The following is a 19226-nucleotide window of genomic DNA, read 5'->3' as shown; positions in this document are numbered from 1 at the left end:
GTTTATATACAACTCTGGCCAAGACATTTATGTTTATTATAATATGGCACCCAAAGGATTGCAACATCCCTGTCTCCCAGAAAAAGAAAGGGATGCCCTGGAAAAATCCAAAGCATCCCGGTTGTGCATTTTATTTGAACGTATTCAAAACCAATGCTTACAGCTGCTGCTCCTCTTTCATCTTGGCAAAGCACTCGCTGCAGTAAACAGGTCTGTCTTCACGGGGTCTGAAGGGAACTCTCGCCTCTTTGCCACAGGCCGCGCAGGTTGCTGTGAACATCTCTCTCTCGGGTCTGGAGGCGTTTTTGCGCGCATCGCGGCATGCTTTGCATCTCTGGGGCTCATTGACAAAGCCTCTGGAAGCATAAAACTCCTGCTCGCCTGCGGTGAATACAAACTCTGCGCCACACTCTTTGCATGTTAATGTTTTGTCTTCGTACATCTTTTTTACCTCGCTTACATTGGATAATAAAATTTGCCCGGGACGGATTTGAACCGACACCTTTGCACCTACAACGCTCTACCTTTGAGCTACTAGGGCATATATGTGACCTGTGCTGACGCCCAGATTCGCACTGTTTTCGGCGTTTATTTCGCCGACCTAAGCTTTCGTCTTACTCGTTGCAGGGCATTATCAACTGCTTTCGGTGTAGATTTCAACTGCCGGGATATTTCCGCGTAGGTAAAACCGCCGATGTAAAGCATGAGAGCTTCCCGCTCAAACACAGACAAAAGATCCTCGATTTGTTGCTTTTTCTCCCGTATGGACTCCCGCTCAATCACAATATGGGCGGGATCCTGGGCACTGGGATCGACTCCGGTCAACTCTGCTTCCACAGAAGCATCCCCTTCGTCGATGGATACGTAATTCTGGAAAGGTTTATGCTTAAGACTCATTTGCGCCTGGGCGGCGGTGGCGATCCGGCGGTTGACACAGAGGTTCGCAAAGGTCTTAAACGAGCTTTCCCGTTCCCTTTGATAGTTTCTTACAGCGCCAATAAAGCCGATCATTGCCTCCTGATAGATGTCGTCCTTGTCCATGCCTTCAATCCGGCTTTCCCTGGCCTTTGCCGCAATCATGGGAATGTACCGGTTGAGAAGAAGAGAAAGAGCATCGTGATCTTGTTTTCTAATCTTTTCAATCAGCTCTTCGTCGGAAGGTTCTCCTCCCTGCAGCAGTGAACTTTTTTCCATCATATCAGACGCATTATCCTTTTATACAGACAAAAACCCTTCCAAAAGATTCCTAATCAGATGTATTTGGTTACGTTGTTCATTGTAACCGATAAACAGCTATCTGTCAATTCATTTTTGTAATTTCCCGACAAAAGACCCAAGTTTTACAGAATTCTCCCTTTTTCTCTAAGCAAACCGACCGGTCATTATGCCGCTGTGTAATCTCAGCTCAAAACACAGCAGACATTCATGATGATGTCCGCTCAGTGTCCAAGTCCACAGGCAACCCTTTGGGCTGCCAAAAACCGCTGCTCTTCAGTTGTCTTTCTGGTCCCGGAGAATATCCCGGATCTCCGTCAGCATCAAAAGTTCCGGAGATGGCTCTGGTTCTTTTGGCTCCTCAGAAGGCTGCTCCTTCTTCCGCCGAAATAGGTTTAACCCCTTTACCAGCAGGAAAACCACCAGCGCAATGAGGAGAAAATTGATTATATTCTGAATAAAAGTCCCGTAATAAATCGCCGTTTCCGGGATTTCACCCACCGCCGGAGACAGAACGATTTTATATTCTGTAAAGTCAATGCCGCCAATTAAATAGCCAATAGCCGGCGTAATCACATCCTTGACCAGGGAATTGACAATGGCAGTAAAAGCGGTACCAACAATAACGCCTACCGCCATGTCCATTACATTGCCGCGGGAAATAAATTCTTTAAATTCACCGATGAGACCCTTTGCTTTTTCTTTCATCATGACCCCTCCACTTCGTCTACGCCCTGGGTCCGCTGCTTTTCCATATCATCGTCCCCCTAGTATAAAACACAAGCCGGTACAGGAAATCCCCGTACCGGCTTAACGAACAAGAAAGTATCCTCTCTTATGAAGGATTATTCACCAGCTTTGATTTCGAAGGTGGGCAGGCCCTCAACCTCAGGAACCCAAGCTTTGCCTTTTCCGCCCAGGATCTCGATGAGCTCGCCCAGACGACGTTTGAAGCCCTTCTTCACCAGGACCCACAGATCATAAGCACCATTGCCCTCGGTGTTAGCGTTAACAACTTCTGCGACAGCAGCTTTCAGCAGGTCGTTGCAGAGGTTAACCTTGTTGATACCCATGGAGCAAGCTTTCCGCAGCTGCTCGTCGCCAGTGCCAGAACCGCCATGCATAACCAGCGGGAAGTTGTTGGTAGCCTCTTTGATCTCTTTGAGGAGGTCAAACTGCAGTTTGGGCACAACATTAACATATGCGCCGTGAGCGGTACCAACGGAAACTGCCAGGCAGTCAACGCCAGTCTCCTGGATGTACTGAAGTGCTTCTTTCGGATCGGTGTAAACGTTGCCGTCTTCCAGGTTTTCGCCGTTGCCAACATGGCCCAGCTCAGCCTCAACAGAAACGCCCACTTCATGAGCAATTTTAACGATCTCTTTTACTTGTTTTACGTTCTCCTCATAGGGCAGAGAGGAACGGTCAACCATAACAGAAGTGAAGCCGGAGCGAATAGCCAGGATAGCCTGATGGAAATCAGAACCATGGTCCAGGTTGATCGCTACAGGAACTTTGGACTGCTCTGCCAGTTTGCGGAAAACCGGGCCAATGAACTCAAAGTCAGGATGATGGGTGAAATGCACGTCGAGGATGATCGGTGCATTCAGCTCCTCAGCGATTTCGATCGCTGCGCGAGCATCCAGCTCAGAACCAACGTTGGGGGCTGCAACGGCGTAATTCTCCGCGCTTGCACGATCAAGGATTGCTTTCATGGTTACTAACATAGTAAACGCTCCTTTTTCAAAACAGATTTGATTTTCTTGTGGAAAATTGTCCCTACAATTTTCCGCCATGATCATTGTAGCAGGTTGTCCCAAAATTTACAAGGTTTTTTGCTGACAAACTTCACGTTGAACTCTCCAAAATAATTGTTAAGTTTGGTCTATCTTGTTAAAAATATAACACGCTTGACAAAAAAACCATAAACTCATCGATTTATGGAACAAGTTTCATAAATAACTCGTAAAAATTATGTGTTTTTTCTCTATTTTGATCTAATCTTGTACTAACATAAAAGATAAAAATTTAAAACTTGTCATTTTGTATGAGAAAAAGAAATGTATCAAAAAATACCACCGAACTCCGAGTTCGATGGTATTTTGGTCTATTTATGGTAAAGTTTTTTGGTCTGGTATTTGGGCTCACAGGTCAAATTAATTCCCAACTTCCGGAAGACGGAATCATCTACCTGAGACAGGATAACAGAGGAATGTGCCTCGCATCCACGGAGCTTGGGAAGTTGACGCATCGCAAGCTCTGCCGTGGGATTGGTTGCGGCACATATAGATAAGGCAATGAGAATCTCATCGGTATGCAACCTAGGATTGTGATTTCCCAAGTGTTTAATCTTGAGGTTCTGGATAGGCTCGATAATAATGGGAGAAATCAGATGCATATCATGGTTAATCCCTCCCAGAGCCTTGAGGGCATTGAGCAGCACCGCTGCAGAAGCCCCTAGTAAAGAGGATGTCTTTCCTGTGATGATCTGCCCATCCGGCAACTCAATGGCGGCGGCGGGGAAGCCCGTACTTGCTGCACGATCCAAAGCAGCTGCCGCCACCTGGCGGGACTCGGGGGAAACCCCTGCCTGATTCATCAAAAGTTCCACCTTATAAACGGTATCAGCGTCCACCCTTCCCTGGCGCTGGTCACACAGAGCATGATAATAGCGGCGGACAATTTCTTCCCGGGACGCCTCGCACACTACCTCATCATCGACAATACAGTTGCCTGCCATGTTAACCCCCATATCCGTGGGGGATTTATAGGGGCTTGTTCCTGCGATCTTCTCAAAAATGGCGTTGAGTACCGGAAATATCTCCACATCCCGGTTATAGTTTACCGCTTTTTCCCCATAAGCTTCCAGGTGGAAAGGGTCGATCATATTGACGTCGTTAAGATCCGCTGTGGCAGCCTCGTAGGCCAGATTGACCGGATGCTTCAAAGGAAGGTTCCAAATGGGAAACGTCTCAAACTTGGCGTATCCTGCTTTGATCCCCCGCCGGTATTCATGGTAGAGCTGCGAAAGGCAGGTCGCCATCTTGCCGCTGCCCGGGCCAGGAGCCGTAACCACCACCAACGGCCGGGTGGTCTCAATATATTCATTCTTTCCATAACCGTCGTCGCTGACAATCAGCGGTATATTTGCAGGGTAGCCGGCAATGGGGTAATGTAGATAAACCTTGATTCCCAGACTTTCCAACCGATGTTTGAAGGTCTCCGCAGCTGCTTGACCTGAGTACTGAGCGATGACAACACTGCCTACAAATAGGCCTATGCCACGAAAGGCGTCAATGAGGCGGAGGACATCCAGGTCATATGTAATGCCAAGGTCTCCCCGCACCTTATTCTTTTCAATATCAGCGGCATTAATTACAATTACAATTTCCGCCTGGTCTTTCAGCTGCATCAACATCTTGACCTTACTATCCGGAGCAAAGCCGGGCAGGACCCGGGACGCATGGTAATCGTCAAAAAGTTTTCCACCAAACTCCAGGTAAAGCTTATTATCAAATTTGGCAATCCGTTTGAGAATGTGTTCTGACTGGGTTTTTACATATTGATCATTATCAAAGCCAATTTTTTTCATCCCGTTACCCCTTACTGTTTTACTGGCGGCCCCAAAACTCACATGGAAAAACAGCACACGAAGCCGGTGCTGTCCTTCTCAAGCCCAATGCAGGCAATTTTTCTTTTTACTTTCTCCATTATAAATAAAAATGTCTCTCTTGACAACTCTTTTACAACAGTTCCCGGAAGCTTTCAATACAAATATCGCTTAAGCGGCGGATTTCTTCCCTATCCACCACGGCACTGCCCTCATCCTTGACAGCACATATCTGAAATCCGGCGCTGGAAGCCGACCGAATTCCATGGAGCGCGTCCTCAAATACACAGCAGTCTTTGGGCGCCAGCCCCATACGCTGGGCGCTTTGAAGAAAAATATCCGGATACTCCTTCCCCACGCCTACCTCTTCCACCGTAAGGACAAATTGAAAAAAATCCAAAATACCCTGACAGCGCAAAGCCGGCAGGGACAGGGCACGCCCGGTGGCCGTAGCGATACACATGGGGATTCCCTCTTGCCGAAGCATCTTCAGATATTCTAATACCCCTGGCTTCATCCTCACTGTATGGGTATATTCCCAAAGCATCTGGTCACTGATCCCCTGCATTACCTGGGATGCTGTCATGGGCAGGCCAAAGCGTTTTATGGTATACTGAATGCCATCTTCAAAGGTCATAGCTGCAATCTCACCATTAATGTCCCCAGGGTCATCTACCCCATGGTTGATCAAATATTGCGGGACAATACGGTCCCACGTCCCCATGGAATCCAACAGCGTACCATCCATATCAAAAATTGCGCCTTTCATTCATTTCCTCCCATGCGATCGTTTAACCACAAATGACATCTGCAATCGTTGCCAAAAAGGGGATGCGGATATCCCGATAGGTCGCCGTTCTCACGATACAGATTAGCCAAATGATAAAAAAGAGAAGGCTGAGAAGCCGTAGCAACCACCGGGCCAGAAAAAGCCAACCCAGTACAAAATTAATCGCCACCGACAATACCGTAAAAATTCCCGAAACCAGGATAGATTGTATTGCATGAAAACGCACGTATCGATTTTCTTTCTCTAAAAAGAAAACAATCAGACCTGAAAGCCATCCGAAAACATAGGCGATAGCGGCTGCTACATTGGGCTTCATATGTAATGTTTGATTTGCCATAGGCTCCCCCTCTTGCTATTTTTCTTCATTATATCACATTTCCCTCAATTCAGCATATCTTTCTCTCTATGTCTTTATGTCCTACTCAAATAAAGGGATCTCCCATTCCTGATTTGGCAATATATACAAAATACTTCTCATATTTTTTAACACTTCTACTAAAAAAATCTTGATAATTCAGAAAATACATGCTATAATAAACCCATACTCAAGAAGTGAGAGTATAATGAAGAAAGGTAGGTTTTGAAAATGGTAGCATTTATCAAGTTAGAAAGCGCCGAGGATTTGAAGACTTTCATGAATATGGCTTGGAACTGTGAGGATGATGTGGGTGTCCACACCACCGACGGTAAAATTGCAGATGCAAAATCCGTCTTAGGTTTGATGGCCCTTGATTATTCAAAACCTGTACAGGTCGTCACAGAAAACAGCAAATTTATCGAAAGCCTGGCGAAATGGAGAGTATAACTATTCCATTGTAAAATAGAAATACGATTCGATGAAAGCGGCTGTTAATTTTAATTAACAGCCGCTTTTTTGTTTGTTTCACATCATTTCATAGTACGCATTTTGTTGACAAACCTACAAGATCATATTATGATGGAATTATAGAAAAACGATTTTATTTTCCCCCTGATTCTGAAAGGCGGATAGTAAGGCATGAATGATAAAACCAAACCTGCAACCATCAAAGAAGTAGCTCAACTTGCTGGCGTCGCCCCTTCCACCGTCTCCCTCGTTCTCAATAACAGCGACAAGGTGCGTGAGGGAACCCGCCAAAAAGTATTACAGGCTGTCAAAAAGCTCAACTATGTTCCCAACAACTTCGCTGTATCTCTCCGTCAATCCCATTATATCTGCCTTGGTGCCTTGGTTCCGGATCTCTATAACCCATTTTACTTGGAAATCATCAAGGGCCTTCGGGAACAATGCAATATGGCCGGCTATCCCATCTATGTGGTAGAAACAAAAAATTCTTTAGAAGAAGAAAAAAAGCAGATATCATATCTGCGCAGTATCAAGGTCAACAGCTATGTATTTATCGGCACCGGAGATGATGATGAGGATTTAGCTCAAAATTTACTGGCTAATCCAAACAACCGGGTCTGTTATGCTGATAAATACGACTCTACCGGAACCATCCCCCACGTTGTTATCGACAACTACCGGGCTGCCTTTGACGCTATGGAATGTTTGATCCATCATGGTTGTGATAATATCTATTATATCACCCAGAAGGTCATGTCCACACCTGTGGTCAAGCGGATGGACGGGGTCATTGATGCTATGAAAAAGCATGGCCTTTATCAGGAAAACAAAATTGTTATTGCCAACGATGTCCTTTTGGGAAAACTGGAATCAGGCTACTATGCCATGAATTCGATTCTGGCCCAGGATCGGCCTACTGGGGTAATGGCTTCTTCTGATTACCTGGCCATTGGTATGAAGCGCGCATTATCTGAGCACGGCCTCAAAATCCCGGATGACATCTCCATGATCGGGTTTGACAACATCGATATCAGCCGCTTCACCGTTCCCTCCCTCACCACTGTCAACCAGCCCAGGGAGCAGATGGGGGCATTGGCCTTTTCTCTTGTCACCGACCGGGACGCCATCTTTACTCCGGCAAATAACTGTTTTGTTCTCCGCCATGATTTTATCATCCGGGAGAGCGTTCAAAACAGAAATGCTTAGGAAAAATCACATCACAAAGGAGTTCTTCAGCCATGAAAATTCTCAATTTCGGGTCCCTCAATATTGACAATGTCTATTCCATGGATCATTTTGTCCGTCCTGGTGAGACTACTGCCTCCTTAAAAATGGAGACTTTCTGCGGCGGCAAAGGTCTTAACCAATCGGTAGCTTTAGCCAAGGCAGGAGCTCCTGTCTACCATGCCGGCAAGGTGGGGGCTGATGGGCAGATGCTCATCGACATCCTTGGCGAATACGGCGTAGACACCTCTCTGGTTGCTATGACCCAAGGTCATACAGGTCATGCTATTATCCAGGTGGACAAGAAAGGCCAGAACTGCATCCTTCTCTATGGCGGTGCCAATCAAGAGATCACCACCGATTACATCGATGACGTTTTGGCGCATTTTGAGAAGGGCGACATGCTCCTGCTGCAAAATGAGATCAACAATATTGACTACATTATCAAAAAAGCTGCTGAAAAGGGCATGATCCTTGCCATTAACCCCTCCCCCATCAGCGATGAGCTTGTCAAAATGGATCTTACTTCGATTACTTATTTTATCCTCAATGAGATTGAGGGTAATGAACTCACCCAGGAAACCGATCCGGAAAAGATTGCGCGGAAAATGCGTCAAATCTATCCCGGCTGCGTGGTGGTGCTGACCTTGGGCAAGCAGGGCGTCATGTACTATGACGGCACTAATACTTATACCCACGGCATCTATGACGTCCCGGTGGTGGATACCACCGCTGCCGGCGACACCTTTACAGGATTTTTCCTCTCCACCCTGATGCAGGGAGAGGACGTCCCCAAGGCTTTGGAGTATGCTTCTATCGCCTCCTCTCTGGCGGTCTCCCAAAAGGGCGCCGCCCCTTCTATCCCCACCATGGAGCAGGTAAAGGATGCCAAGCTGAAAAAAGTAGAGTTTTAACCCCACCTGATATAAAAAGGACGTGTTTTACAACACGTCCTTTTTGTTGTATGATAATACTAATTTGCAAACAAACCTTGAAAGGATGGTGGAGACAATGAAGATCGGTCCCATCCATAGCATGGGGGTCATTGTCAATTACAAGTGTAGCGCAAAGTGCCGCCACTGCTGTTATAGTTCCTCTCCCAGCTGGCCCGGTGATTACATGAGTGACGATATGGCTCATAAGGTCTTCCGCTTTATGGTAGATCACCACGTCCGTAGCTGCCATATCGGAGGGGGCGAACCCTTCTTAAAACAGGATCAGCTTTTAGCCGTCTGCACACTTGCCAGGGAATATGGCATTCATATTGAATACATTGAAACCAACGGCAGCTGGAACATCAAAGAAGAGAAAACCCTACAGCTGCTTCGGAAGCTTTTGTCTGTTGGGGTAGGGTGCCTGCTCATTTCGGTGGATCCATTTCACAATGAATACGTCCCCTATCAAAGACAAAAAAGCCTTATCTCCCTCTGCCACAAAGTAGGGATGGAAACCTTTGTTTGGCCTGGGAATTTCGGCAGTGATCTGAGCATGCTGGATACCAGCGTTCCCCATCACATTGAGGAATACGACGCCTTTTTCGGCGGCAATTATAAGGTGGATGCCACCCGCTCCTATGGGCTCAACTGCAATGGACGTGCCATCTCTCTGTGCCGGGACGCCTACGAACTGCATCCTTTTGACCAGCTTGTGGGCGCTATTTCCCCCTGCACCCCTCTTGTCTCCACCGGCCATTGCCATTTGGATTTATACGGTCATTATATTCCACCTATCTGCACCGGCTTTGTCATTGACATGGAGGATCTGGATGCCCCCATTTCCCCAGAAAAATATCCCGCGCTTACCGCCGCCTATGAGGGCGGGATGAAAGGTCTTTATCAGTATGCGCGAGAGCTGGGATTTGAGCCTTCCCGTTCCACCTATGTCAACCGGTGCGATCTTTGTTTTGACATCAAGCGGTATCTGTGCCGGGAACATCCCACCGCGGATATTGGATATCCCTCTTATTTTGAACAAAGCGACTATGACCAAAACCAGTAGCGGAGTTTTCTATTGTTTTAATAAACGCAGAACCGGCAGCCGGTATCTTCCGGCTGCCGGTTCTTTTATTCTTCGGTGAACTCACCTTCTATAGAAATATCCCCCAAATGAAGCTGTGCCAGCTGCACCTTGTTGACACCGATGTCCAAGATTCCCCCTGCATAAGTCTTTTGAAATTCACCGTGGCAGTCGCTGCCGCTGGTCACCAGAAGTTTCCTTTGCCGGCAAAAGTCTAAGGCATCCTGGGTCTGCCAGGAGGTATGCAATGGATATATACATTCAATTCCATCCAAACCGCAGGTAAATAACCGCCTGATTTGGGCTACATACTGTCCCCGATCTCCCTTGATGGAATATCCTGGATGAGCCAATACCGCAAATCCGCCGGCCTGATGGATGGCTCGGCAGGCTTCTTCCACACTGACAAAGCCCGCTTTTGCATAGCTGCATTTGTACTTTCCATATAAAAGCATGACTCCATCAAAATCTCTGGCAATGCCACGATCGAGAAAATAGTTGAGGGCAGGCCATCCGCCTCGGGCCGGATCGTTTTCATAGGCAAGAAAGTCCGCCATGGATACCCGGCCATCATCTGCCTCCATCTTCTCCAGAAGATCGATGCTCATCCGATCCAGCTTCCGCCGGTTTTCCCTGACAAGGCTGGCAAAAGCAACATCCTTCTCGTCAAATCCATAGGCGAGAACGTGGTATACGCGGTTTTCGAAGGCACAATCCAGTTCTACCCCTTTGATCCAGCAAAGCCCCTGTTTTTCCGCCGCGGCAGCCAGACGAGGCAGAGCATCGATGCAGTTATGGTCACAGATGGAAATTAGCGAAACGCCCCGTTTAGCCGCTCTCTGGCATATTTCCTCTGGAGTCATAGTTCCATCGGAACAGGTAGAGTGGATGTGCAGGTCCACATAGGATTGCTTGTCCATTGCGCTATTTCTCCCCTTTCTTTTTCTATTATACCCAGCTGGAATTTTCGGTCAATTGAAAAAGCTGAACAAACCCATTATAATAATAGGAAAGATTTCAAAAAAGGAGCAAAACTCATGGAAAAAACCGGACTGATTCTCGAAGGTGGTGGCATGCGTGGGCTATACACCATCGGTGTTTTGGATTATTTCATGGATCACGACCTCTATCTGCCCTATGTGGTAGGGGTTTCTGCCGGCGCATGCAACGGCTGCTCCTATGTCAGCCGGCAGCGGGGCCGCAACTACAAGATCAACATCGGATATATCCGTGACCCTAGATATCTAAGCCTGCGCAGTCTGATAAAGACTGGTTCCCTCTTTGGCATGGACTTTATCTTTAAGGATATGCCCCACCACCTGGTTCCCTTGGATTATGATACCTTTTACAACAGCGACACCGTTTTTTATATCGGCACCACCGACTGCAATACCGGAAAAGAGCATTTCTTCTCCAAGGAGGAAATGGATTACGATTGCACACCATTGGCCGCTTCCTCCTCCCTGCCTATCCTCTCCCCCATTGTCCACTACCAAGGATTGGAGCTGATGGATGGCGGCATCGCCGATTCCATCCCCATTGAAAAATCCATCTCCGATGGCAACACCAAGCATGTTGTCATCCTCACCCGGGACCGAGGTTACCGGAAGGGGCCGGGTAAGCATATGAACCTGCTCCGGCGCAAGTACCGCAAATATCCCGCCTTTGTCACGGCGCTAGAAAACCGGCACATCATGTATAACCATACGCTGGATAAATTGCGGCAGATGGAGGCGGAGGGCTCTGCCTTTGTCATCGCTCCCCAGGCACCGGTTCCTGTAAAAAGCACCAGTAAAAACAAGGAAAAGCTTCAGGCTCTTTATGACACAGGTTACCTGGACGCCTCCCGTTGTTTTGACCGTCTGTTAGAATTTCTGGAAAAATAAGCAAAAAAAGGACTGGGGAAACATCCCCAGTCCTTTTATTTTTTATCTTTCGTCGTCTTTTTCAGTTCCTTATAGATGGGCAGATACATGACAAAGGAAAAGATCATAAACGCCGCTGAAATACAAATCAGCACGGTGGTCACCGTCATGTCCAGTGTAGGAAATGCGATGGTGATGAGCATAACCACATAAAAAATCACCGTAGAAACCTTGCCAAACCAGCGGGCGCCGTCGATTTTCGCCCCGCCCCGCAGAAGGCGAAAGCCTCCGATCATCATCAGGAATTCTTTAATGATAAAGATGGAAAGAAGCACTGCCATGGCAGGAATCCGAATGGATAAGCAGATCGCCACCGTTCCCTGGGTCAGCTTGTCCGCAATGGGATCAATAATCTTTCCGAAATCGGTAATCATATGAAAATGTCTGGCAATGATGCCATCTGCCATATCCGTCAGGCCTGAAAGAAGGATAATAAACGCTGCAACATAATATTCTTTGGCCGTCTCCGCCGTGAGATAACAGTAAGCGAAAATCGGGATGAGCAGGATCCTGATCAGCGAAAGCAGATTCGGTATATTCCAAATTTTTTTTGTATCCAACAATGATACCTCCGCAACTGTGGCGATTTCATCATGGACTGCGGGATCATCTGTCAGCAGCCCAGCACTTCGATAACAGAATAATTATAACACACTCGGATTATTCTGAACATACATTTCTTTTATTTTCAATAAAAAGCTTCACACATTGTTTGTTGACGCACCTTCTCATCCATGTTACCATGTATCATAACACAGTGTTTTGGGAATAACCATTAATTTTTTATTACGTTTTCCTTCCTTTGTTCGCTGTGCGGTATTTGATGAAATGAGGATTTTATGATGAAATTTTCCCTACGAACCAGGCTGATCCTATGCGCCTGCTCCATTGTGCTCATGCAGTTGTTCCTTTACCTGGGTGTCACCTTTATAGATCCCTTTTTCCTGGTGATCACCCTGCTCCCCCTGCTCACCATCGCATTGTCCGTGGCACTTGTCCTGCTGGTCAAAAATCTCTGGATGGTCACCGGCGTCTTTGCTATCTCATTCATTTTAGGTATGTTTATCTTTTTCAATCCCACTTTTTGGGTTTGGTCGCTGGGTTATACCCTTCTTTCCTTGGCTACCTGCGTCCTTGTGGGACTCTTTACCCGGCGCCATACCTGATGCCGCATCCACTTTCTGTTGAATCTATCTCCCCGCGCAAATAAAAAGCAGAAAAATACCGCTGACAGTTGCCGGCGGTATTTTTCTGCTGGAGACGAACTAAAAAGTTCAGGATGGAGGAAAGAATAATATTTAAAAAGAGGGAAAATCAATAATACTCTCACTTTAATGACAACTTGATTATAACACAAGGTTGTCTCTCCGTCAAAGCTTCCGTATAAAATTCATAAAAAATTCACACACTTTTTCTCTGTCAGCAATATCGTCAGAAAACCCGATGGAAAACTATTTAATTTTCAAGTCCATTTGTTATAATGAAAGCAATGATACATCTTTATTTTCATTGAAGGAGGAAGAAATATGATAAAAGACTTTGGAGCTAAGCCTCTTTTATATCCCCAGCCTGTGCTGATCATTGCTACCTATGGCGAGGATGGAACTCCTGACGCTATGAACGCCGCCTGGGGCGGCATCAGCGAATCTAATCAGGTTACCATGTGCCTGAGCGCCGAGCACAAAACAGTAAAAAATATTTTGGCCCGAGGAGCTTTCACCATCAGCATGGCGGATGCTGCTCATGTGGTGGCTTGTGATTATGTGGGGATTGTATCCGGCAACGACGTCCCTGACAAGATGGCCCGAGCGGGATTCCACACCACCAAAAGCCAATTGGTAGACGCCCCCTTGATCGACGAGCTGCCCATGGCCTTGGAATGCAAGCTGATTAGTTATGATGCTTCTTCCTGCCGCCTGGTTGGGGAGATCGTCAATGTCAGCGCGGATGAACGCATCCTCAATAAGAAAGGGAATATTGATCCCCAGAAATTGGAGCCAATTACCTTTGACCCCGCCAACAACGCCTATCTAAAGCTAGGGGAAAAGGTGGGCAACGCCTTTCGGGATGGAATAAGCCTTAAGTAAGCCTTCGAGACAGAAAAAGGTGGATGGGAAAAATCCCATCCACCTTTTTGTCATCTTCTAAAAAAGTAAAGCTCCGTAGCCATCCGCGATTTTCTGCAAAACCTCGTGCTCCAGATCGGATTGGGAACTGCATACAAGAGCCCGGCCCGGATAGTAGATCAGCGCCATTTCCAGTGCGCCCTCACTATCAGAAAGAAAAGCTACAGGCAAATCTGTCATGTGGGCGTTCTGGGCAAAATGATAGGCATCGTCGGCAGTGGGAACCTCCACCAGAACCGCATCCCAGCCCTGATCCTCTGCCTCCAGGATCTCCTCTGTCATATCCACCTCGCAGGAGAGGGGTTTCGAAAACTCCAGATCTTCGCTGAGGAAAAAGACCTCGTCATAATTGCATGCGATAATGTCCTCCGGGTCCGGCTTTGGCAGTTCTCTGCCGGAAAAGTCATATTCCTCCATCATTCGGTGGAGCGCTCCGATATGCGCGGGTGTGGTCCCACAGCATCCGCCTATGATGGAAGCTCCTGCATCCAGCAGGGTTTTCATCTTTTCCGCCATTTCCACAGGCGTTGTGGCATAGTTCCCATCTGCGTCGAGCCTTCCCAAATTGGGCTTCACAATAAGGGGGACTGTGGCATAATGAGACAACTTTTCTAGCTGCTGCGCCATTTGGTCGTAGTCATCTGTACAGTTGATGCCAAATGCCTGGACTCCTAAGGACTGCGCCGTTACCATACAGGCCAGCAGATTGGAGCCATCTAAGGTGTCCCCCTCGCTGTCCATGGTCATGGTGACATACACCGGAAGCCCTGTCTGCCGGGCACCTAGCACAGCCGCCCGCATCCCTGTCATGGAAATCATCGTTTCACAGACGATCAGATCCACCCCTGCATGTTTAAGGGCAAAGGCCTGTTCACTGTAAATGTTGACAAGCTCCAAAAACGGCGTCTCTCCAAAAGGCTCGACAGAAAGATTGGTGGGAGCGATATCTCCAGCCACCAACACACCTGTACCTTGGGCCGCCCCCTTGGTAAGGGCCACCAACTTGGCATTGATCTCCTCTACCTTGTCCTGAAGGCCAAATCGGGCCAGCATGGCACGATTGGCGGTAAAGGTAGGCGCATAAAGGACCTGAGCGCCGTTTACAATATATTCTTTTTGCAGATTTTGAAGCACATCCGGGTGTTCCAAAATCCACAATTCTGGACACGCGTCCTTGGGCATGCCCGCTTGATACAAATTGGTTGCTGTTGCGCCATCCAATAATCGGGGTGGCAAGGGTACTTCCATTGATTTCTCCTTTTCTGCCCGGTAAAACCGGAGCGATATGTTCATGTTCCCTGCCCATAAAAATTTGCAGCGAAGGGAGATTCTATCCCTACTGCGTCTGCTGGCAAAGGGTTACATGGTTTCAGGTACATTGATTTTCAGCATGGTCAGCACATTGCGGATGACGGTGCGGGTCGCCAGGCACAGGGCCAGGCGGGCCTGCATCACATCCTCGGCTTCCCCTTTAACCCGGCAGGCATTGTAGAACTTGTGGAATTTGTTGGCCAACTCAATGACATACCGGGTAATCCGGGCCGGATCGTAGGTCCGGGCGGATTCTAAAATTTCCGAAGGATAGATGGCCATGTGTCGAATGAGTTCAATCTCCTCCGGCTGGGTAAAGCAGAGCAGGTCATCCAGCTGTCTTTCCTTGGGAGAGATGCCTTCCGCTGCCAGGTTTTTCAGAATGGAACAGATCCTGGCGTGGGCATACTGGACATAATAAACCGGGTTTTGAGAGGATTGCTCTACCGCCAGTCCCAGGTCAAACTCCATCTGGCTGCCCGGCTCCCGCATATTAAAGAGGAAACGGGCCGCGTCAATGGGCACTTCGTCCAGAAGATCGGTGAGGGTAATGGCTTTGCCGGTACGCTTGCTCATCCGCACCACTTCCCCATCCCGGGTCAGACGGACCAGTTGCATCAATACAATGTCCAGGCGGTTGCCGTTTAAGCCGATGGCATCCATGGCTCCTTTGAGCCGGGCTACATGGCCGTGGTGATCTGCGCCCCAGACATTGATCACCCGATCAAAGCCCCGAACTGCGAACTTATTATAATGATAAGCGATATCCGCCGCGAAATAGGTCGGATTTCCATTGGCCCGGATCAGGACCTCGTCCTTCTCCCCGCCATAGGCCGTGGCTTTATACCAAATGGCGCCATCCTTTTCATAGGTAAGGCCCTTTTCCGACAGGGTCTTGACGATGTCGTCAATGGCTCCGCTTTCATGGAGGGTACTCTCCCTAAACCAGACATCATAGGTAATCCGATATTTTTCCAGGTCGGTTTTGAGCCCTTCGATATTCTTAGGCAGCGCATAAGCCACCAAAGCGTCACGGCGCTCCTTTTCCTCTGCGTCTACATAGGCATCCCCATGAATATCGGCAAACTCCTGTGCCCGAGTCTTAATGTCCTCTCCATGGTAGCCATCCTCTGGAAAGGGAACCGCCTCTTCCCCCTGATAGATTTGAAGATAACGGGCCTCCAAGGATTTTCCAAACTTTTCAATCTGATTGCCAGCGTCGTTGACATAAAACTCCCGGGTCACATCATAGCCGGCCCAATCCAGCACTGCTGCCAGGCAATCCCCCAAGGCGCCGCCCCGGGCATTGCCCATGTGCATGGGGCCGGTGGGATTGGCGGAGACAAACTCCACCATTATCTTTTGATTGCCTCCCTCCTGGGAGCGTCCATAGTTTTCCCCGTCAGCTTCAATGGCCTTGATAACCCTGGCAAACCATTCCTTGGAGAGGAAAAAGTTGAGGAAACCAGGCCCAGCCATCTCACAGCGCTCAAAATAGGTGCCATCAAAGATCATCCGCTCCATCAGGATGGTGGCGATCTGCCGCGGATTCATCTTCAGGGCCTTGGCACAGACCATGGCCACATTGGCGGCAAAGTCGCCGTGGCTTTTGTCGTTGGGGATCTCAATGGTAAAGGGGGGCAGGGGCACCGGCTCAAATTTACCGTCAGCCACCGCCATCCCCATGGCTTTCATAATCACTTCTTTGAGCTGTTCATTCGCTTCTTTAACCAGATTTGCCATCTATCCGTTGCACTCCTTGATGTTAATCGACACTTCATTTTCACTGGCAAGGCAGGCATTGACATCCAGAGAATACTGAAAATGGATATCACCGCCGTGGCTGTCCAGACCGTTGCGGATGTTACTGCCCAACACCCCCACCATCAGATCCCCCATTTCGGTGGCATAATGACACTGATGGCGTCTTCCTTTTTCTACAATAAGCTGGGAACTGCAGGGACCGGACCGGATCATGGTAACCATATCGTTGCCTTTGACCTTCAGCGTGGTCTTACAGCCATCATATCCCGTGGCTCCGCTTTCATCATAGCGGATATACTGGATGCCGTCCCGGATGTAGTAATTCCCCATGGTGGTCAGCTCCACGATATCGTCTTCGCCGTCCACCCGCTGTTTTCCTTTAATTGAAATAATAACTTCCTTTTTCAAAGTTTTTGCACTTTCCTTTCGCGCAAATAGTCTTATAACGTGTCCACACTGACATATTCCACATTTTGATCCACCTTTTCCCCCAGGAAGATGCCGGCTATATTGGAAAACTCGTCGGTGCGATCGCTGACATAATAATGGCATTCTCCTTGGCGGTCTTCACCGCTTCCCATACCATGCTGCATCAGATAGCCCTTCACATACCGGGCAGTAGCCTGGCCTGGATCCACCAAGGTTACCGAGTAATCCATCACCTGGGCGATAATGTCATAAATAATGGGATAGTGGGTACAGCCCAGAATGAGGGTGTCAATATGCTCCTCAAAAAACGGCTCCAAATACATCTTCGCCGTCAGCCTTGTAATCTCATTGTCGGGGGCAACCAGCCCGTTTTCCACCAGCGGCACAAACAGCGGGCAATCCCGTCCCACCACCTTGGCCTCAGGACGGATCCCCCGGATGGCCTTGCCATAAGCCCCGGAACGGACTGTCGCCGTGGTGCCGATCACCCCGATTCTGCCGCTGTCCGACAGGGCCGCCGCCTCCTGGGCTGCTGGGAGCAGCACGCCGGTATAGGGAACGCTGACATCCTTGACATCCTTATCGGTCAGCACGGAACTGACTGTGCCACAGGCTGCCACAATCATTTTGACGTCGTGGCTACACAGGAAATTGATGTCCTGGGCCGCATAGCGGCGGATGGTCTCACGGCTGCGGTTGCCGTAGGGTACCCGGCCTGTATCTCCAAAATAGACAATGTTTTCATGGGGGAGGATTTTTTTCAGCTCTTTGACCACCGTCAGCCCCCCAAGGCCTGAGTCAAAGACGCCGATGGGACGGTTATCCATTTGCACCCGCCCTTTCTATGGCAAGCTGAATGAGCCGGCGGATCAGCTCCGGATAGCTTACGCCGGAATATTCCATCAGCTTGGGATACATGCTGATATCGGTAAAGCCCGGAATGGTGTTGGGCTCGTTGAGAAGTACCTTCCGGTCCGACTTGCGCACAAAAAAGTCCACACGGGCAAAGCCGGAACAGCCCAGCGCCAAAAATGCCTTGCGGGCGGTCTCCTGAATCTCCTTGACCACCTCCGGCTCCAGACGGGCCGGGATATACAGGGCGGTGGTACCATCTTTATACTTGGCGTTGTAGTCATAGAATTCCGCCACAGGGACAATTTCCCCTATGACTGAAACAAATGGATCGTCGTTGCCCAATACCGCGCATTCCACCTCGTCTCCCACCACCGCTTCTTCTACAATGATCTTGCGGTCGTGGGCAAAGGCCGTTTCAAAGGCCTTCTTCAGGGTTGTTTTGTCAGTGGCTTTGGTGATGCCCACCGAACTTCCCGCATTGGCTGGCTTGACAAACACCGGATAATGAAGCCTTTGGGCAATCCGCTTCTCGATCTCGTCAAAGCGGTCCATTTCATATTCCATCACCTTTTCCCACTGGACACCGGCAATACCAGCCTGTTCCAGAAGGGTGCGGGTCACAGTCTTATCCATGCAGACTGCAGAGGACAGGGTACCGCAGCCCACACAGGGGATGCCGGCAATCTCCAGAAGGCCCTGCATGGTGCCGTCCTCTCCATTTTTCCCATGGAGAACGGGAAATACCACATCGAGGCGGATATTTTCCACATGATCGGGGTGGAAAACTGTCAGCCCATGGACGCTCCGGTCCGGTGAAAGGATCGCGGGAACGCAGTTTGCTTTCTCCCAGGATCCATCGGGGATCCTGTCGATCTCCCCGGTGTAGTGATACCACCGTCCATCCTTGGTGATGCCAACCATTACGATGTCGAAATCATCCCGCGGCACATGGCGCAGGACAGAGGTGCCGGATACCAGTGAAACCTCATGCTCACTGGATGCGCCGCCGAATAGCACTGCCAGGGTAAGCCTTGACATGGGCTGCCACACTCCTATACAATAAACTACATCTGCTTGCCTGAAGAAATACGGAAAAATACACAGATGTATCTTTGTCATCTGTCAAAAGGACATT

General features: G+C 48.7%; 21 protein-coding genes. 7 read left to right on the top strand and 14 right to left on the bottom strand.

All coding sequences use genetic code 11. The features are described from left to right. Positions 1 to 157 precede the first annotated feature (157 nt). From WGC32_RS09580 to WGC32_RS09550, 7 genes are all read right to left on the bottom strand, one after another. On the bottom strand, positions 158 to 442 hold the full coding sequence (locus tag WGC32_RS09580) for a zinc-ribbon domain containing protein (protein ID WP_191483133.1): 285 nt from the start codon (positions 440 to 442) through the stop codon (positions 158 to 160). 146 nt (positions 443 to 588) lie between these two features. Further along, positions 589 to 1197 (bottom strand): sigma-70 family RNA polymerase sigma factor, encoded by a 609-nt coding sequence (locus WGC32_RS09575; protein ID WP_342681538.1) that lies wholly within the window; start codon positions 1195 to 1197, stop codon positions 589 to 591. Between the two features lie 294 nt (positions 1198 to 1491). Beyond that, positions 1492 to 1923 carry a large-conductance mechanosensitive channel protein MscL gene (gene mscL / locus WGC32_RS09570; protein WP_342681537.1) on the bottom strand — a complete coding sequence of 144 codons (432 nt, stop codon included), beginning with the start codon at positions 1921 to 1923 and terminating at the stop codon, positions 1492 to 1494. 137 nt (positions 1924 to 2060) lie between these two features. Beyond that, positions 2061 to 2942, bottom strand: a complete 882-nt coding sequence (locus WGC32_RS09565; protein ID WP_191509667.1) for a ketose-bisphosphate aldolase — start codon at positions 2940 to 2942, stop codon at positions 2061 to 2063. A 380-nt stretch (positions 2943 to 3322) separates the two neighbouring features. Further along, positions 3323 to 4807, bottom strand: coding sequence for a DUF1846 domain-containing protein (locus tag WGC32_RS09560; protein ID WP_191509666.1), 1485 nt, complete (start codon positions 4805 to 4807; stop codon positions 3323 to 3325). Between the two features lie 151 nt (positions 4808 to 4958). Beyond that, the gene (locus tag WGC32_RS09555) at positions 4959 to 5594 is read right to left on the bottom strand and encodes an HAD-IA family hydrolase (RefSeq protein WP_191483280.1); all 636 of its coding nucleotides are present in this window, start codon (positions 5592 to 5594) and stop codon (positions 4959 to 4961) included. Positions 5595 to 5616: 22 nt separating this feature from the next. Then, positions 5617 to 5952: a hypothetical protein gene (locus WGC32_RS09550; RefSeq protein WP_191483279.1), complete on the bottom strand. Its 336-nt coding sequence runs from the start codon at positions 5950 to 5952 to the stop codon at positions 5617 to 5619. A 249-nt stretch (positions 5953 to 6201) separates the two neighbouring features. Between WGC32_RS09550 and WGC32_RS09545 the strand changes: the two genes are divergently transcribed. The 4 genes from WGC32_RS09545 (at position 6202) to WGC32_RS09530 (ending at position 9663) form a co-directional block, all read left to right on the top strand. Continuing rightward, positions 6202 to 6420, top strand: a complete 219-nt coding sequence (locus tag WGC32_RS09545; protein WP_191483278.1) for an HPr family phosphocarrier protein — start codon at positions 6202 to 6204, stop codon at positions 6418 to 6420. Between the two features lie 192 nt (positions 6421 to 6612). Then, positions 6613 to 7647, top strand: a complete 1035-nt coding sequence (locus WGC32_RS09540; RefSeq protein ID WP_342681536.1) for a LacI family DNA-binding transcriptional regulator — start codon at positions 6613 to 6615, stop codon at positions 7645 to 7647. 32 nt (positions 7648 to 7679) lie between these two features. Beyond that, positions 7680 to 8579, top strand: a complete 900-nt coding sequence (locus WGC32_RS09535; protein ID WP_342681535.1) for a ribokinase — start codon at positions 7680 to 7682, stop codon at positions 8577 to 8579. 97 nt (positions 8580 to 8676) lie between these two features. Beyond that, complete coding sequence (locus WGC32_RS09530) at positions 8677 to 9663, top strand: radical SAM protein (RefSeq protein WP_342681533.1); 987 nt, start codon at positions 8677 to 8679, stop codon at positions 9661 to 9663. Positions 9664 to 9728: 65 nt separating this feature from the next. On the opposite strand, the gene WGC32_RS09525 is transcribed toward WGC32_RS09530, so the two are convergent. Then, the gene (locus WGC32_RS09525) at positions 9729 to 10601 is read right to left on the bottom strand and encodes a PHP domain-containing protein (RefSeq protein WP_342681532.1); all 873 of its coding nucleotides are present in this window, start codon (positions 10599 to 10601) and stop codon (positions 9729 to 9731) included. A gap of 117 nt (positions 10602 to 10718) precedes the next feature. Between WGC32_RS09525 and WGC32_RS09520 the strand changes: the two genes are divergently transcribed. After that, on the top strand, positions 10719 to 11567 hold the full coding sequence (locus tag WGC32_RS09520; RefSeq protein ID WP_342681530.1) for a patatin-like phospholipase family protein: 849 nt from the start codon (positions 10719 to 10721) through the stop codon (positions 11565 to 11567). 35 nt (positions 11568 to 11602) lie between these two features. Here the strand turns inward: WGC32_RS09520 and WGC32_RS09515 are convergent, their stop codons facing one another. Further along, positions 11603 to 12166 (bottom strand): CDP-alcohol phosphatidyltransferase family protein, encoded by a 564-nt coding sequence (locus WGC32_RS09515; RefSeq protein ID WP_342681529.1) that lies wholly within the window; start codon positions 12164 to 12166, stop codon positions 11603 to 11605. Between the two features lie 282 nt (positions 12167 to 12448). Here WGC32_RS09515 and WGC32_RS09510 point away from each other — a divergent pair, with 282 nt between their 5' ends. After that, a complete protein-coding gene (locus WGC32_RS09510) occupies positions 12449 to 12772 on the top strand; it encodes a DUF2651 family protein (protein WP_342681528.1) in 324 nt (107 codons plus the stop codon). Positions 12773 to 13132: 360 nt separating this feature from the next. Then, positions 13133 to 13693, top strand: a complete 561-nt coding sequence (locus tag WGC32_RS09505; RefSeq protein ID WP_342681526.1) for a flavin reductase family protein — start codon at positions 13133 to 13135, stop codon at positions 13691 to 13693. A gap of 57 nt (positions 13694 to 13750) precedes the next feature. Here WGC32_RS09505 and WGC32_RS09500 read toward each other — a convergent pair whose 3' ends face one another. The 5 genes from WGC32_RS09500 to WGC32_RS09480 form a co-directional block, all read right to left on the bottom strand. Further along, positions 13751 to 14980, bottom strand: a complete 1230-nt coding sequence (locus WGC32_RS09500) for a homocysteine S-methyltransferase family protein (RefSeq protein ID WP_342681524.1) — start codon at positions 14978 to 14980, stop codon at positions 13751 to 13753. 111 nt (positions 14981 to 15091) lie between these two features. Beyond that, entirely contained in the window at positions 15092 to 16786 is a 1695-nt protein-coding gene (argS, locus tag WGC32_RS09495; protein ID WP_342681523.1) for an arginine--tRNA ligase, read from the bottom strand. Then, positions 16787 to 17215: a YwiB family protein gene (locus tag WGC32_RS09490; RefSeq protein WP_342681522.1), complete on the bottom strand. Its 429-nt coding sequence runs from the start codon at positions 17213 to 17215 to the stop codon at positions 16787 to 16789. A gap of 32 nt (positions 17216 to 17247) precedes the next feature. Beyond that, positions 17248 to 18063 (bottom strand): glutamate racemase, encoded by an 816-nt coding sequence (gene murI / locus WGC32_RS09485; RefSeq protein WP_342681520.1) that lies wholly within the window; start codon positions 18061 to 18063, stop codon positions 17248 to 17250. Further along, positions 18056 to 19129, bottom strand: a complete 1074-nt coding sequence (locus WGC32_RS09480; RefSeq protein WP_342681519.1) for a D-alanine--D-alanine ligase family protein — start codon at positions 19127 to 19129, stop codon at positions 18056 to 18058. The genes murI and WGC32_RS09480 overlap by 8 nt, the downstream gene beginning before the upstream one ends. Between the last annotated feature and the right edge of the window lie 97 nt (positions 19130 to 19226).

It is taken from the genome of Zongyangia acetica (assembly GCF_038739695.1).
GTDB lineage: Bacteria > Bacillota > Clostridia > Oscillospirales > Ruminococcaceae > Zongyangia > Zongyangia gallinarum.
Note: the sequence above shows the minus strand (reverse complement) of the source record. Positions and strands in the feature narration are given on the sequence as shown.